The organism is Collinsella aerofaciens, from assembly GCF_025289055.1.
Lineage (GTDB): Bacteria > Actinomycetota > Coriobacteriia > Coriobacteriales > Coriobacteriaceae > Collinsella.
Window position 1 is genome coordinate 1 of record NZ_JAESIQ010000006.1, and the last position, 15,069, is coordinate 15,069.

The following is a 15,069-nucleotide window of genomic DNA, read 5'->3' on the forward strand; positions in this document are numbered from 1 at the left end:
CGGCATAGACCTTCTGGTCATGCCGTCCTCTTTGAATGACAAGTTGTCGCTCTGGCGCCCGCGCAGCGTCGACTGGTCCGCCGTTCGTTAGAACGGCGGACCTGAGGGCAGCGTCGAGCCGTTACGCGGTTTGGTAAAACCGCGTAAATACCTAACTACATCAAGTTGCAAACAGCTGCTGCGAAGGCAACGGGGTCCTCGGGCAGAATGCCCTCGACCAGCAGGGCCTGGTCATAGAGCAAACCGGAGTACTGCTTGATCTTGTCGGCGTCGCCCGCCTTCTGAGCGGCGACGAGCTTGGAAAAGACCGGGTGCTTGGCGTTGAGCTCGAGCACGCGCTGGCTCTTGGGCATACCGTCGGGCGCGCCCTCGGGACCCTTCTGGAGCACCTTCTCCATCTCGAGCGAAAGCGGGCCCTCGGTGGTGATGCACGCGGGAGCATCGGTCAGGCGCGCAGAGACGGCAACCTTCTCGACCTTGTCGCCGAGTGCCTCCTTCATGGCGTTAAAGAGGTCCTCGTTCTCCTTGGTGGCGTCCTCGGCCTCCTTTTTCTCGTCCTCGGTCGCCAGGTCAAGATCACCGGTTGCGACGTTCTTGAGCTCCAGGTGACGATCCTCAACCTCGGGCTCGGCACCATCGGCCACGGCCTTCTCGGCAGCCTCGCGGGCGGCATCGTCCTCGTAGATCTTGGGCATATCGGCGGCAACGTACTCACGCATAGCCTGGAAGGTGAACTCATCCACGTCCTGCGTCAGCAGCAGCACGTCATAGCCGCGGTCGAGCACGCCCTTTACCACGGGCATCTTGGCCAAGCGCTCACGCGAGTCGCCGGCGGCGTAGTAGATGGCCTTCTGATCCTCGGGCATGCCCTTGGCATACTCGGCCAGGGTAATCATCTTCTGTTCCTTGGCAGACCAGAACAGCAACAGATCGGCGAGCTCATCGGCCTTCATGCCATAGCTCGAGTAGATGCCGTACTTAAGACCGCGGCCAAAGTTCTCAAAGAACTTCTCGTAGGCCTCGCGGTCGTTGTCACGCATATCCTCAAGGTCGGCGGTGATCTTCTTTTCCACACGCTTGGCGATGGCCTTGAGCTGACGGTTCTGCTGCAGCGTCTCACGCGAGATGTTGAGCGACACATCGGCGGAATCCACGACGCCGCGGACAAAGTTGTAGTAGTCGGGCAGCAGGTCGTCGCACTTCTCCATGATCAGGACGTTGGAGCTGTAGAGTGCCAGACCCTTCTCGTAATCCTTGCTGTACAGATCGAACGGCGCGCGGCCCGGCACAAACAGCAGGGCATCGTACTCGAGCGTGCCCTCGGCATGGAAGCTGATGGTGCGCGCAGGATCGTCAAAGTCGTGGAACGTGGACTTGTAGAACTCGTCGTAGTCCTTCTGCTCGACATCGGAGCTGCGCTTCTTCCAGATCGGTGTCATGGAATTGACGGTCTCGAGCTCCTGGTAGTCCTCGTACTCGGGCTTGTAATCGTCGCCGGCGTCCTCGGGCTTGGGTTTCTGGCGGCTCTTGGACACCATCATCTGAATCGGGTAGCGCACATAGTTGCTGTACTGCTGAATCAGGCTCTTGAGACCCCACTCGGTCAGGAAGCGATCGTAGGTCTCGGCCTCGCCGTCGGCATCGAGCTTCTCGTTCTCGCGCAGCGTCAGGATGACATCGGTACCGTGCTCGGCGCGCTCACCGTCCTCGATGGTGTAGCCCTCAAGACCGTCGGATTCCCACACATGGGCGACATCCTCGCCATAGGCGCGGCTGACGACCTTCACATGGCTGGCAACCATAAAGGCAGAGTAGAAGCCCACGCCAAACTGGCCGATGATGTCGACATCGGAGCCCTGCTGCTCGGCGTTCTCGGTCTTAAACTCCTCGGAGCCGGAATGGGCGATGGTGCCCAGATTGCGCTCGAGCTCCTCGGCGGTCATGCCAATGCCGTTATCCGAGATGGTAATGGTGCGGGCGTCTTTATCAAAGGAGACGCGAATGGCCAGATCGCCCTGGTTGATCTTGACGCTCGGATCCTGCAGGCTCTTAAAGTTGAGCTTGTCGACGGCGTCGCTCGCGTTAGAGATAAGCTCGCGCAGGAAGATTTCCTTATTGGTGTAGATGGAGTTGATCATGAGGTCGAGCAGTTTTTTGCTCTCGGTCTTAAATTGACGCATGTGCAGTCCTTTCGCGCTACCCCCGTCCGCAAAAACGGCCCGGTTGCCCGAGCCGCATCGCAGACCTGCTATATTCAGACTTAGATTTTATAACCCAATAGCGCGCATATATACATACGGAATCGAAAAACTGTATGTCCGAGCGCTCCAATGCGTCAATTGCCAAGGAGTGTCCCCAGCTGCCGGCAGAAAAGAAACGTCCCTATCTGCCATCTACGCGCTTGGCCATCCAGACATGGGGCTGGCCCTCGTCTTCGTAATCTACCGGGGCAATTTGCGTGTAGCCCGCCTTTGCATAGAGCGGCAACACGTATTCCTGCGCATGCAGCTTAATAAGCTTAGCGCCGGCATCGCGTGCACACGAAGCACTGGTCTCCACGATCGCACTCGCCAGTCCGCGACGACGCATAGCCGGCAGCACGGCGACGCGCCCCATAATGTAGGTCTCCCCCGCCGCAACGCCTTCGTCCATGTCGCATGCCGGCAACACCGGGGCCTCTGCGTCAGCCACGCGCTCAAGCTCTTCGGGAAACACGCGCGAGCAACCGGCAAGCTCGCCGTCTACATAGAGCGTCACATGAATGCAGTTTGGATCCTCGTCGATAGCGTCGAACTCATTCTCGTAGCCCTGCTCGTCCATAAAAACGACGCGGCGCACCAACGCCGCGTCATCAAAGCATCCCGTCTTAAGTTGGATATCCATGGCTGCCCTTTCATTCAATGCGAACGTTAGGGACAGATTTTAGCGAAAATGAGCTCCGCGTACGCTAAACTTCGCGCGAGCCTTCGCCAGGCAGTCGTAATGACCCACGTTATGGGCATCGCTCGCGATGAAGCTGTACAGGTTCTGATCGAACAGGCGCTGTGCCGGCTTTTTCTCGCGACCAAAGCGACCGCCGGCAATAAAGTCCGCCGAAGCCTGCAGCTTGCAGCCCATATCGACCAGACGCTCCGCCACGCTTACATCCTTTTGAACCGCACGATAGCGCTCAGGATGAGCGATGATCACCTGGTAGCCACGGCACTGCAAATCGTAAATCGTGTTCTCGTACTCTCTAAACGCATACGCATCGGCATGCGTCGAAAGTTCGAGCAGAAACTCGTTGGTCCCATCGAAATGCAAGTGCTCCGCGGCATCGATACCAAGCTCAACGAGCTTTCGATGGTTGACCTCGAAGCCCATCTGGAGCGGAAAACCGTCAGCGTTATCACGCAGCAGCTCAAAGGCATCCCACATCTTGTCGTAATCAAAATAGGGATCACGGCAGTGAGGAGTGCAAACGATTCTGGTTACACCGGCCCGCTTGGCAGCCTCGAGCATCGCCAAGCTCTCATCGAGATCGGCGGCGCCGTCGTCTACACCCGGCAAGATATGGCAATGAATGTCACGCATAGGTCAGCCTTAATCAACTAAACGTTTGCTCGGTTGGTGAAGATGCCCTTTTTGGAAGTCCCCTGATCGTCGGAGCCCTTCTTAACCTTCTTACCGTCCTTGGTGTAGTAGGAGTAGTAGTACTCGCTGGTCTCGGTCTCGCAGTAGTTCATAACGGTACCGATGAGCTTGACCTTCTCGGACTTCTTAAGCTGACCGATGGCGTTGAGCGCCTCCTCGCGCTTGGTGAAGTCCTCGCGCACCACGAACAGCGTGCCGTCGGTCAGGCTGGCAATCTCGGCAGCATCGATGAAGGTGCCGACCGGGGGAGCGTCGAAGATGACGTACTGGAACTTAGCAGACAGTGCCTTTACCAGCTTGGCAAAGCGGTGAGAGACGATGATGTCGGCAGGATTGGGAATATGCGGCTCGGCATCAAGGAAGTAGAAGTTCTTCTGACCCGTCTCGACAATTGCCTGGTCAATGGAAATCTGCTCGGAAAGAACCGCATAGAGTCCGCCGCGCGAACGAACGCCGAGCATATCGGAAAGGGACCTGCGACGCATATCAGCCTCGACCAGCAGGACGCTCTTGCCGCTGGTGGCGATAGCCTGGGCAAGGTTGATGGAAACCGTAGACTTACCCTCGTTGGGAATCGAGGAGGTAACGGTGATGGTGCGAATGGGGTCGTCCACGCTCGCAAAGCGGATGTTGGCCAGAAGGGTCTTGGCGGCATTCTGTACAACGAGCTTATCGGTGTTCTTTGCCTTAGCCATGCCTATTTACCACCTTTCATAGCCGGAATTCGGCCAACAACGGGAATACCCAGGAGCTCTTCTGCCTCTTCGGCACCGCGGATGCGGGTGTTGAGCATGTCTGCCAAGACGACATAGGCAACTGCGATAAAGATGCCCGCGAGGAACGCGACGGCAACGTACAGCATGCGCTTGGGACCGCTGGGGACCTCGGGGGTCTTGGCCTCGTCGATAACGTTGATGCTCTGGGCAGCGCCGACGTTCTGGGCAACCGTACTCACCGAGCTGGCCATGGCCTTAGCGACCTCAGCCGTCTCCTTGGCATCGGTGCCGGTGACCGAAAGCGTAATAACGCGCGTGGTCGTCTCGGAGGAAACAGAGACCTTGTAGTCATCCAAATCGGAAAGGCCCAGCTCGTTGGCAGCACCGCTCTTAACGCTATCGCTATCGAGCAGCGTGGCGATATCGTTGGAGAGCATCTGGCTCGCCGAGAGGTCGTTGTAGCTCATCTGACCGCTATCGTCGGTCTTGGCGAGAATGTACATGCTCGTCGTGGCGGTGTAGGTGTTATCCATCGCAGCGAAGGACACGATGCCCATGGCGATCGCGCAAACCACCGGAAGGGTGATGACCAGCTTAAGGTGCTTTTTCAGCAGCTGGAACAATTCGAGAAGGGTCATGCAGCTTGCCTTTCAGTTCCCCAGTTCGTATTGACAAAACTGTCCGTATGTTATCGCATCTTTTTACCGAGACCAAACTCTATACATAAGAAACAGCCTCTACGGTAAAAATGCCGGAAGCGTCCGTAAAATTGCACAACAACGCCGCACCCGAAAGACAGGTGCGGCGTTCACGTCAATATCCATATCGTTGCCGCTACGCAAACGGCTCGTCCTGCTGCACGGGAAACGTCACCGTGATGGTGGTTCCCACGCCCAATTCGCTCGACAGATCGAGCGTTGCGTGATGATACAGGGCGGCATGCTTGACAATGGCAAGCCCCAAGCCAGTTCCGCCACGTGCCTTGGACCTACTCTTGTCCACGCGATAGAACCGCTCAAACACCTTGCCCTGCTCTTCGGGTGCGATGCCGATTCCCGTGTCGGCGACCGCGAGAAACGGATGGCCCTCGTCGTCGGTACCGCACTGCAGCGTAACCGTACCGCCGGGTCGGTTGTAGCGGATGGCGTTGCTTGCCAGATTATAGATGAGCTCGTCGATCAAGCGCGACACGCCTTCGATGACCACGGGCTTGGTCTCATGACTTATCGTCACATTCGCCTGACGGGCGACCTGTTCAAGACGCTGCTCCACCGTCAAGATGGCACGAGAGAGCTCAATGGGCTCCGTGGACCCAATGGGCACCGCCTCGCCCTCAGTTGCACGCTCGGCCTCGTCCAAGTTAGACAGCGTAAGGATGTCGTTGACAAGCGCTGCCAAGCGGCCCGCCTCGCGATAGATGCGACCGCCAAAGTTGCGCAGGTCGTCCTCGCCCTCGACCATGCCGTTCGCGATGAGCTCGGCATAGCCCGAAATCGCCGTAAGCGGCGTCTTGAGTTCGTGGGTGATATTGGCCGTGAACTCGCGGCGCATACGGTCGTTGTCCGCCAGCACCGCCATCTGGCGCTTGAGCTCTTGGCGCTGCGACTCAATGCGCTCGAGCATGGGAACCATCTCGGCATAGGCATGCTCATAGCTACGGCGCGGGTGGTCCAGATCCACCTCTTGCAGCGGCGCGATAATGGCACGGGATTCACGGCGTGCCAGGAAAAACGAGAGCACCGCACCTGCTGCCGCAATAAGCAGCATCGGCGCCACCATCGACAGCAAAATCGCCGCAACGCCAGGTTGAGCTTGCGCTAGGCGGACAACTTGACCGTTATCGAGCCGGACGGCGCGGTACAGCATGATCTCATCGAGCGTAGAGCTCGAGCGCTCCGCGGAGCCCGAGCCGCTCTCGAAGGCCTCGACGACCTCGGGGCGATCGCCATGGTTGGGCAGCATGGCAGGCGACGCCTCGTTGTCGTAGGCAACCGATCCATCCTTGTTAATCAGCGTGATGCGCAAGTCCTCGCGATCGAGGCTACGCAAGAACGGGATGGGCTCCTGCTGCTCGTCGAGGGCGGCAGCAATGAGCTCGGTTTCCTGCGCCAGATTGGCACTCGTGGCATCCGCCAAGGTGTTTTGCACAAAGAACGCACCCAGCACCGTAAACGCCACGATAACCGCCATGGCGCAGACAAAGATCGTCGCAAAAACGCGGTGCGACAACGTGCGTTTTCCCTGGGGGGCAAAGACCACGGGTTACTCCTCTGATGCGGCGGCCGCGGCATCGTCACCTTCGGCACCATCACCGGCCGAAGGCTCGGCCAGGCGGTAGCCCACGCCGCGCACGGTCTCGATGGCGCTGGCATGCTCGCCCAGTTTTTGACGAAGCGTCTGCACGTGAACGTCGACAGTGCGCGAACCGCCGTCGAAGTCCCAGCCCCATACGCTCTGCAGCAACGACTCGCGGGTAAAGACCACGCCGGGCTTGCGCATGAGATACTCAAGCAGGTCGAACTCGCGCAGGGTGAGTTTGAGCGGCTCGCCGGCAACGGTTACCTCGCGGTGGCTAGGCGAAAGCACGATATCGCCCACGCTCAGCACATCGCTCGCCTGCTTGACCATGCCGCCACGACGCAACAGCGCACGACAGCGGCTCGCGAGCTCCATGAGCGAAAACGGCTTGGTCAGGTAATCGTCGGCACCGCCGTCGAGCGCCATGACCTTGTCGAGCTCGGTGTCCTTGGCGGTAAGCATCATGATGGGCACCGTCGCCGTCAGGCGGTCGGCGCGCAGGCGACGCATAATCGCCAGGCCATCGGTGTCGGGCAGCATGATGTCGAGCAGCACAGCATCGGGCACCCGTCGCGCCACGGCAGCTTTAAACTCGCCATCGCACGAAAAGCCCTCGGCCTCGATCCCCTGCTTGCGCAGAGCATAGACCGTCAAATCCCTGATGTTGTCATCGTCCTCGACGTAGTAGATCATGTTGAACCCCTTTGCGGCCGGTATGACCGCATCTTAACCCTAAAGGCGCCTGTACTAGACGGTATCAGCCAAAACGGCCCGTCAAATAATCCGCCGTACGCGGATCGGTCGGATTCTTAAAGAGCTGCGCGGTGGGCGCGTGCTCCACCAGCTCGCCCAGCAAGAAAAACGCAACCGAGTCGGAGATGCGCGCAGCCTGCTGCATGTTGTGCGTAACGACCACCAGCGTGCACGTTTCCTTGAGCTCGCAGGCCAGCTGCTCAACCACCAGCGTCGACACGGGATCGAGGGCGCTCGTGGGCTCATCCATCAGCAGGATGTCGGGCTGCACGGCCAGCGCACGGGCGATACACAGGCGCTGCTGCTGGCCGCCCGAAAGACCCAGGCCCGACTCCTTGAGCTTGTCCTTGACCTCGTCCCACAGTGCGGCGCGGCGCAAGGAGTCCTCGACCAGCTCATCAAGTACGGCGCGATCGCGCACGCCCATGCCGCGCGGACCATAGGCCACGTTGTCGTAGATGCTCATGGGAAACGGATTGGGGCGCTGGAAGACCATGCCCACGCGCTGGCGCAGGCGGCAGATGTCGTAATCGCCCAGGATATCCTGGCCGTCGAGCGCGATCTTGCCCTCGATACGGCAATCCTTGATGCCATCGTTCATGCGGTTAAAGCAGCGCAGCAGCGTGGACTTTCCGCAGCCCGAAGGCCCGATGAACGAGGTGATCTGCTTGTCGCGGATTTTGATGTTCACGTCCTTGAGCGCATGATGGTCGCCATAGAACAGGTCGAGGCCCTCAACATCGATGCGCGTCGGCGAGGCCGCAAGGTCCTCCGCCGTGGGACGAGTCGCATCCCCAACTTCGCGTTCATGCGCGGCCTCGGCCTGCGCCTCCATGAGTTCCTCAAGCTCCGTGGGCTCCATAGCCGCAGCAGCCGTCATACCGCATACCTCCATATCGATATCAATTCAGCAGTATCGATAGTAGAAATCGCGGCTCATATGCACGTGAGCGCATTGTCAAGTGTTTGTAAGGGCACGCTGGCTATGCGGCGGGCAGCTCGATGGTGAATATCGTGTGTTCGGGCGTCGATTCACATGCAACGGTACCGCCGTGTGCCGCGATGATCTCCTTGGCAATAGCAAGGCCCAGACCGGCACCACCGCGATTGGTCGCACGCGCCGCATCCAGGCGATAGAACTTCTCAAAGATCACCTTGAGCTTAGCCGCAGGGATAGGATCGCCCTGATTGATAAAGCGAACGCGCACGCCGCCATCGTCTTGGCGCCCGGCCTCAATCGTGATAGTCGAGCCCTCATAGCTATAGGCGACGGCGTTTTTCATGATGTTGTTGAACACGCGAGCCATCTTGTCGCCATCCACGAGCACCGTCAGGTCCTCGTGGATATCAACTTGGGCTTCCTTATGCTGCTCGTTGAGGATGGGATAGAACTCGTCAGCCACCTGAGCCAGCAGCAACCCCAGATCAACATAGCCGCGCGTGAGCACGATATCGTGGAAGTCAAAGCGCGTGATATCGAAGAACTCTTCGATGAGCGTATCGAGCCGGTGCGCCTTGTCGAGCGCCACGCCCGTAAAGTGCGCACGTTGCTCAACCGGCAGCTCGGGAGCCTCTTGCAGCAGCGAAAGATAGCCCACCACACTGGCAAGCGGGGTGCGTAGGTCATGTGCCAAGTACGTGACCAGATCGTCCTTGCGATGCGACTCGTCACGCAGAGCTTGCTGCACCTTGCGCTCACGGTCACGCACGCGGTTAAGGGCGCCCTCGACCTCCAAGAAGTCGCCGTCGATGTTGTCCCAGGTGTCGGGGTGATCGATCAGGCGATCTTGAATACGAGCGGCCAGCACACAATCGGCATGCTGCTCGCCCTGTTCGTAGCCCTGGTAGTACAGGGCGCGGCCACACAAGAACAGCACGCACGCGGCAAGCGCCAGCACAAAGCCAAGCATGTTGAATACAAAGCCGGCATCGAACAGCACCGGCCCTTCGATGCCGCCGAGCGCCATGGCGCCAATCGCCAACGTCATGGCCCACGCGGCGCCGCCAATCACCATGCAGCGGCGCACGATCTCAAATCGATCGATCAGCAAAAAGCCGACAAGCAGCACCGCCAAGATTCCGACGATGTTGTCGATGCCAATCAGCAGCAGGCTCAGCAAAAAGAGCAGCACCGTTGCAAGCGCACGGTTGTCGACGACCGACCTCACGTAATCAAAGAGCCGATCGGGTACCTCGAATGCCTGCCTATCGTCTTTTGTCATATCAAGATCCTCACAAGCGAAAAGCGTTATTCGATGATGTAGCCGACGCCCCAGACGTTTTTGATAAAGCGCGGCTTTTGTGCGTCGTCGCCGATCTTTTCGCGCAAGTGGCGAATGTGCACCATCACCGTATTGTTGGAGCCGGGCATAAAGTCCTCGTTCCATACCGCGCGGAACAGGTCCTCCACGCCCACCACGCTGCCGCGATGCTCGACCAGATACAGCAAGATTGAATACTCGGTGGGTGTGAGGCGTACCGGTGCACCGTCCACCGTTACGGAACGAGCATCGCGGTTGATCTCCAAGCCGTCGAGCTGGAGGGTCGGCGACTCGGCCGCCTGTGCGCGGCTACCGTAGCTGGTGTAGCGGCGAAGCTGAGCATGCACGCGCGCGATGAGCTCCAGAGGACGAAACGGCTTAACCACGTAATCGTCCGCGCCAAGCGAAAGGCCCTCGATCTTGTCTTGCTGGGCATCGCGCGCCGTCAGCATGATCACGGGATAGGTATGGCTGGAACGGATCGTACGCAGCAGCTCAAAGCCATCGATATCGGGCAGCATGACATCCAGCAGCGCCAGATCGAACTCCTGCTCCAAGATTGCCTTGGCAGCATCGGCCCCGCTATAGGCAATCTGGACATCAAAGCCCTCTTTTGTAAGGTAGATACCAACCAAGTCGGCGATGGCCTTTTCGTCATCAACTACCAAAATGCGCTCGTTCATGCGTGCTCCTCTCGCGCTCCATTATGCCCGAGGGGGCGCCCGTCACACACAACAAGCGTGGGTGATTAAGTCGGCCTTAAGCACCCTTGTGCCCGTTCGGGCGCGGATGTGGGCCACGCACGCACGCGATGATCGCCGATGCCGGCAAACGATATACTCTAGTTCCAGAAGTGACCATCCCGTCGAAAGCGAAATCCGTGAAGTCCCTCACCTCTTTTGCAAAGCGCTCAGCCCAGCTTGCCGCCGGCTTTGTCTGCGCTATCGCCCTTGCCGCCGGCGTGCCCACCGTCGCCGGCGCCCAAGTGCTCACGACCGACAATGTTTGCGGCAAAACCGCCGATGCGCGCGGCATCACGGCCGAAAACCTGCCCGATATCGATGCGACCAATGCCCTCGTCATGGGCAAAGACGGCACCGTCTACTATGCCCGCGACGCCGATGAGCAGGTCAAGATTGCCTCGATCACCAAGGTCATGACCGCAATCCTAACCGTCGAGAATTGCAAGATGGACGAGAAGGTCACGGTGAGCAACGCCGCAGCCACCGTGGGCAATTCGACCGCCGGCTTGCTCGAAGGCGACGAGCTTACCGTGGAGCAGGCGCTGCGCGGCCTGATGATTCCCTCGGGCAACGACGCCGCCATCGTGCTCGCCGAATATGTGGGCAAGAAGATCGACCCTAAGACCAAAGACGCCGAGGCCACATTTGTGAAGGCCATGAACGAGCGCGCTAAGAAGCTCGGCTGCACCGGCACGGTCTTTGAGAACCCACACGGTCTGGACTTTGATGAGTGGGCTGGCGATATGCACTCAACCGCACACGACGTAGCGCTGATGATGCAGGAGGCCATGAAAAACGACACGATCCGCGAGGTCGTAGCGAGCGAGGATTCCTGGATCGAGGTCACGGGCGCCGACGGCGCCGACCATTCGCATTCCATGGACACGCATAACTATTTGCTGGGCCAAGATGGCAACATCGGCGGCAAGACCGGCACCACCGACGACGCGGGCTATTGCTTTACGAGCGCCTACAACCGCGACGGCGACGAGATCTACACCGTTATTTTGAACTCCACCACCACCGATCAGCGCTTTACCGATACCGCAACCCTTGCCAATTGGTACTACGGTCATAAGGTGACGGTCGCGATCGCCAACACGCAGGAAAAGACCGCCAACGGCAACCCGCTTATGGCGCGCATCGGTCAAACCGACTGGACGGATAAGACGATCGACGCCACGCTCGCCGACCCCACGGTGCAAGCGACCGTGTTTTCCCTTGCCGGCGAGGTGACCGAAAAGGTTAGCTACGACGATCTTTCGGGCACGGTGCATGTGGGCGACAAGGTGGGCAGCGTTACGCTCAAGCAGGACGGCACCAAGATTGCCGTCGTGGATTTGGTTGCCGACGAGGAAGGTGCAGGGCCGAATCCCATTGAATGGCTCCTTGTGAAGCTCGACCGCCTGGGCCGCCGCATCGACAACCGCCCGCTCACAGCCGAGAGCGAGACCGTAGCCAAGGCGCCCGAGATGTAAGATCGAAGAACAATACACTCGCTGAAAGGAGGTGTCCGAAAGGATGCCTCCTTTTTTTGAGGGTTCGAATCCCCAGCGCCCTTTCTCGATAATAAAAAAGGGCCCCCGATGGGACCCTTCTTTAAAGTTAAACTGGCGGAGAGCTGGGGATTCGAACCCCAGATGCCCTTTTGGGGCATACTCGCTTAGCAGGCGAGCACCTTCGGCCTCTCGGTCAGCTCTCCGTAACAGCCGTTCTATAGTAACCAAACAGCCAAGGATGGGCAAGAGGAAATTTTCTAATTGCCTAGCATCCTTTCCTCCTTGGAGGCTTCGCCTACCCCAGCGAGCGGTTGAGGGAGCCGAGCTCGTCGTTGCCCATGGTGCGCCACATTTGGAAGATGCAACCGCGTGCCAGGAAAAAGAAGCCGTTGTCGACCAGTTGCACAGCGGCATCTGCCAGCTGATTCGTCACGGCGGACACTGGCGGCAGCTCGAGTCCAGCCTTGCGGATGGTCTCGACCGCCTCCTCGAACGTCGGAGGCTCGCTGACGCCCATCTCATTCATAAGGCCCTGCATTTCTTCCAGCGCACTACTGCCCGATTCCTCGCCGCGCGGCACCAGACGGTAACAAGCCAGCGCTAGGTCGAGCTGATCGCAATTCCAATAGGCAAACGCCAAGCGATAGAACAGGTAGCCGATTGCAGAACGATCGCTGGCAATACGTAGGCCGTGGCGCGCCACCTCGATAATCTCGTCAAAGCGCTCCAGACGCGCAAGCACGTTGATGAGCGCAAAGTGCGATTGCATGGACGAGCGTGCCAGATCGTAAAGATGGCGCACCTCGGGCAGTGCTCGTTCAAAGTCCTCTTGCTCGGCGTAAAAGCTGCAGATCTCGTGCTGGGCAAAGTACAGTGCATCGGGCGCACGAAGGATTCGCACAGAGCGGTCTTCTTCCAACACCGGTAGCACCATGCGCACCAGCTGGTTATCGCAAAACTGCGTTTGAACCGGACCTGTCGCCAAAAGCTCGGCGACGGCGCACTTAGCCTCCAACTCCTCGACAAGACGAGAAAAGCCTTCAAAAGCACCTGTACGGTCGACTTTTGCCTGCTCGCGCAATTCAACAACACGGGCCACGTATGGGTCGTCGTCCTCTTCCATGACCTCCAACTCGTCAGCCGTATCGGCAAGCAGCAGATCGCGCAGCGCCGGCGGCAGTGTGCGATGGTCATCACGCGGACGAGCATGAACCTCCGCAGGCTCAATCGTCTCCGGAGCGGTTGACTCATACGCCTCAAGCACACGCTTGCACGGCATATCGTCCATGTCCATGCTCTCAAGATCCTTGGCGACAGGCACGCAATCGGCCAGATAGGCCGCGCGCCCAAAGAAATACGTTGCGACAACGCGCTCGCCCTGCTCACTGTCGGGAGCAGCAATCTGCACATAGCAGCGCGTGATGCAGGTGCCCGCGGCAAAACACGCTGCCGCAAGCGTAAGTGCCACGCGCGCATCGTGCTCCGCGGCCCAGATCGCGCGCATGTCCTCGTCCAGCTCGCGCCAGGCGTCATCCTGAGCGTCGTATTCACGTTGCGGCATGGCATCAACGACAGACCGCCCAAACCGAACGAGCATAATCCCCTCGGCAACGTTTGCCCGATAGGTATAGTCGAGCCGTGTGACCACGTTAAGCGCCTCGACAATACGCGCGAAGCGGGTACGCACATCCCACTCACCGCCCGGCTGGCAAGCCACCGTACCCGGTTTGCCCCACGGGTTATCGCTCGAGGCCGTATCGAGCAGTCGGGGAACATCGTTGGTCGTCTTGGCGATATGCCACGCATCAAAGAGCGCGCAGCCCTCAAGGCTCGGCGAGGATGCCGCAGGGGCCAATCCGGCCCCGATGCGCTCGAGGATGCCAGAGAGGCGGTTGAGACGGCACTCGATGGCAAGCAGCATGTCAATCTCGTCCTGGTCCAGCAGGCTACGATCAAAATTGAGATAGAAAAGCTTTGAGCGATCGATGCGAGCCAGGCTCATCTCGGACTTGGCGGCGATGGTGCGCAGTCGGGGCAAGTCGACCTCGCTCATAAGGGCGGCCGCATAACGCTCGATACCGCTCGGATTCTCGGCATGGTCGACACGGTAGAGCAGCGTCTCGATAGCGTCAGGTAGCGGTGCCGTGTTAAAGCCCAAAAACACCTCGACCGGCTCGGGCAACTTTACGAGCTTTATTTTGTCGACAACGTTTTGCATGTCCGCATCGAGACCGTCGACGCCCGCCGTGTTCGCAATAGCGCTTTCGGAGTTGGCAAATATCACGTAGCGCAAGAACATCGAGGCCATGAACTCGCCGTAAGGAAGGGCGCGGGTCGAATTCCATGTCTCGTGGTCGGACTGCTCGCGCATGGGGCCTTCGGGAGAGCCGATGACTCGCGCCCGGGAGCGCATCGTCCCATCGGTACCCCTGACTGCAATCTCACCGATGTTGGAATCGGACTCGTCAAGAATCAGCTGCATGTCGGGATCGTCGGGCAGCGATACTTCGTTAACGGGACGGTCCACCTTATAGACCTCACCCGAAACGCTCACGTAGCCCAAAAGCGACACATGGCTTTTGCCGACGAATTCGACGACATAGCATGATTCATGCGGGTCCTCGCCAAAGAGTTTCCAGACCACGCCATATGAGCGCCCCGCAGGCTGCTCGGGCATCGCCGGAAAGCGCTTCTTGGGATCGAGAAACCTGAGCTTGTATGTCGGACGCTCTGCCACGAAGTATCACCCTGATCGGTCGCTTGAAGAAGGAGTGGTCACGGATGGGCCGCGACACCTACTCGAAATCTTACACGAGTCGACAGGAAATAGTCCGCTTTACGCCCGCGCCTCGACCGAGGTTCGAATCCATGCGGTGCTTACGTAAAAGAAAAGCCCCCGTTGCCGGAGGCTTCAAGTTCAATTGGTGCGGCGTATAGGATTCCGCGCATCCGCTGCGCGGATCCGCACCGGCTTCGCCCGCCTGCCGGCGCGCTCGCCCGCGGGCTAAAACGCTCCGCGTTTTCTTCACGCCCGCGCCTCGACCGAGGTTCGAATCCATGCAGTGTTTACGTAAAAGAAAAGCCCCCGTTGCCGGGAGCTTTAATCTCAAATGGTGCGGCGTATAGGATTCGAACCTATGACGTTCTGATTCGTAGTCAGACCCTC

The 15,069-nt window shown here is 59.1% G+C and carries 12 protein-coding genes and 1 tRNA gene; 1 reads left to right on the forward strand and 12 read right to left on the reverse strand.

What is annotated here, in order from left to right; all coding sequences use genetic code 11:
- Positions 1 to 155: 155 nt before the first annotated feature.
- The 10 genes from htpG to JMJ97_RS02750 form a co-directional block, all read right to left on the reverse strand.
- Entirely contained in the window at positions 156 to 2,180 is a 2,025-nt protein-coding gene (htpG, locus tag JMJ97_RS02705) for a molecular chaperone HtpG (protein WP_161115698.1), read from the reverse strand.
- A 202-nt stretch (positions 2,181 to 2,382) separates the two neighbouring features.
- Positions 2,383 to 2,883 (reverse strand): GNAT family N-acetyltransferase, encoded by a 501-nt coding sequence (locus tag JMJ97_RS02710; RefSeq protein ID WP_225094223.1) that lies wholly within the window; start codon positions 2,881 to 2,883, stop codon positions 2,383 to 2,385.
- Between the two features lie 39 nt (positions 2,884 to 2,922).
- Positions 2,923 to 3,573, reverse strand: coding sequence for a tyrosine-protein phosphatase (locus JMJ97_RS02715; protein WP_022094060.1), 651 nt, complete (start codon positions 3,571 to 3,573; stop codon positions 2,923 to 2,925).
- 17 nt (positions 3,574 to 3,590) lie between these two features.
- A complete protein-coding gene (locus tag JMJ97_RS02720; RefSeq protein ID WP_055309657.1) occupies positions 3,591 to 4,328 on the reverse strand; it encodes a CpsD/CapB family tyrosine-protein kinase in 738 nt (245 codons plus the stop codon).
- A gap of 2 nt (positions 4,329 to 4,330) precedes the next feature.
- Positions 4,331 to 4,987, reverse strand: a complete 657-nt coding sequence (locus JMJ97_RS02725) for a YveK family protein (RefSeq protein ID WP_006234800.1) — start codon at positions 4,985 to 4,987, stop codon at positions 4,331 to 4,333.
- A 196-nt stretch (positions 4,988 to 5,183) separates the two neighbouring features.
- Positions 5,184 to 6,608, reverse strand: a complete 1,425-nt coding sequence (locus tag JMJ97_RS02730) for a sensor histidine kinase (RefSeq protein ID WP_260699086.1) — start codon at positions 6,606 to 6,608, stop codon at positions 5,184 to 5,186.
- 3 nt (positions 6,609 to 6,611) lie between these two features.
- Positions 6,612 to 7,340: a response regulator transcription factor gene (locus tag JMJ97_RS02735; RefSeq protein ID WP_260699087.1), complete on the reverse strand. Its 729-nt coding sequence runs from the start codon at positions 7,338 to 7,340 to the stop codon at positions 6,612 to 6,614.
- Between the two features lie 64 nt (positions 7,341 to 7,404).
- Positions 7,405 to 8,280 carry a phosphate ABC transporter ATP-binding protein PstB gene (gene pstB, locus JMJ97_RS02740; protein WP_260699088.1) on the reverse strand — a complete coding sequence of 292 codons (876 nt, stop codon included), beginning with the start codon at positions 8,278 to 8,280 and terminating at the stop codon, positions 7,405 to 7,407.
- A gap of 103 nt (positions 8,281 to 8,383) precedes the next feature.
- Positions 8,384 to 9,622, reverse strand: a complete 1,239-nt coding sequence (locus tag JMJ97_RS02745) for a sensor histidine kinase (RefSeq protein WP_260699089.1) — start codon at positions 9,620 to 9,622, stop codon at positions 8,384 to 8,386.
- 26 nt (positions 9,623 to 9,648) lie between these two features.
- Positions 9,649 to 10,344, reverse strand: a complete 696-nt coding sequence (locus tag JMJ97_RS02750) for a response regulator transcription factor (RefSeq protein ID WP_117770430.1) — start codon at positions 10,342 to 10,344, stop codon at positions 9,649 to 9,651.
- 197 nt (positions 10,345 to 10,541) lie between these two features.
- Here JMJ97_RS02750 and JMJ97_RS02755 point away from each other — a divergent pair, with 197 nt between their 5' ends.
- The gene (locus JMJ97_RS02755) at positions 10,542 to 11,882 is read left to right on the forward strand and encodes a D-alanyl-D-alanine carboxypeptidase family protein (protein WP_260699090.1); all 1,341 of its coding nucleotides are present in this window, start codon (positions 10,542 to 10,544) and stop codon (positions 11,880 to 11,882) included.
- 133 nt (positions 11,883 to 12,015) lie between these two features.
- Here JMJ97_RS02755 and JMJ97_RS02760 read toward each other — a convergent pair.
- Positions 12,016 to 12,106: transfer RNA gene (locus JMJ97_RS02760), tRNA-Ser, on the reverse strand.
- A 92-nt stretch (positions 12,107 to 12,198) separates the two neighbouring features.
- The gene (locus JMJ97_RS02765) at positions 12,199 to 14,640 is read right to left on the reverse strand and encodes a tetratricopeptide repeat protein (RefSeq protein WP_260699091.1); all 2,442 of its coding nucleotides are present in this window, start codon (positions 14,638 to 14,640) and stop codon (positions 12,199 to 12,201) included.
- Positions 14,641 to 15,069: the final 429 nt, after the last annotated feature.

What these genes read in the sequence shown, in the direction of transcription:
- htpG (WP_161115698.1), bottom strand. Translation starts at nt 2,180, where the DNA reads ATGCGTCAATTTAAGACCGAGAGCAAAAAACTGCTCGACCTCATGATC.
- JMJ97_RS02745 (WP_260699089.1), bottom strand. Translation starts at nt 9,622, where the DNA reads ATGACAAAAGACGATAGGCAGGCATTCGAGGTACCCGATCGGCTCTTT.
- pstB (WP_260699088.1), bottom strand. Translation starts at nt 8,280, where the DNA reads ATGACGGCTGCTGCGGCTATGGAGCCCACGGAGCTTGAGGAACTCATG.
- JMJ97_RS02750 (WP_117770430.1), bottom strand. Translation starts at nt 10,344, where the DNA reads ATGAACGAGCGCATTTTGGTAGTTGATGACGAAAAGGCCATCGCCGAC.
- JMJ97_RS02725 (WP_006234800.1), bottom strand. Translation starts at nt 4,987, where the DNA reads ATGACCCTTCTCGAATTGTTCCAGCTGCTGAAAAAGCACCTTAAGCTG.
- JMJ97_RS02710 (WP_225094223.1), bottom strand. Translation starts at nt 2,883, where the DNA reads ATGGATATCCAACTTAAGACGGGATGCTTTGATGACGCGGCGTTGGTG.
- JMJ97_RS02715 (WP_022094060.1), bottom strand. Translation starts at nt 3,573, where the DNA reads ATGCGTGACATTCATTGCCATATCTTGCCGGGTGTAGACGACGGCGCC.
- JMJ97_RS02720 (WP_055309657.1), bottom strand. Translation starts at nt 4,328, where the DNA reads ATGGCTAAGGCAAAGAACACCGATAAGCTCGTTGTACAGAATGCCGCC.
- JMJ97_RS02735 (WP_260699087.1), bottom strand. Translation starts at nt 7,340, where the DNA reads ATGATCTACTACGTCGAGGACGATGACAACATCAGGGATTTGACGGTC.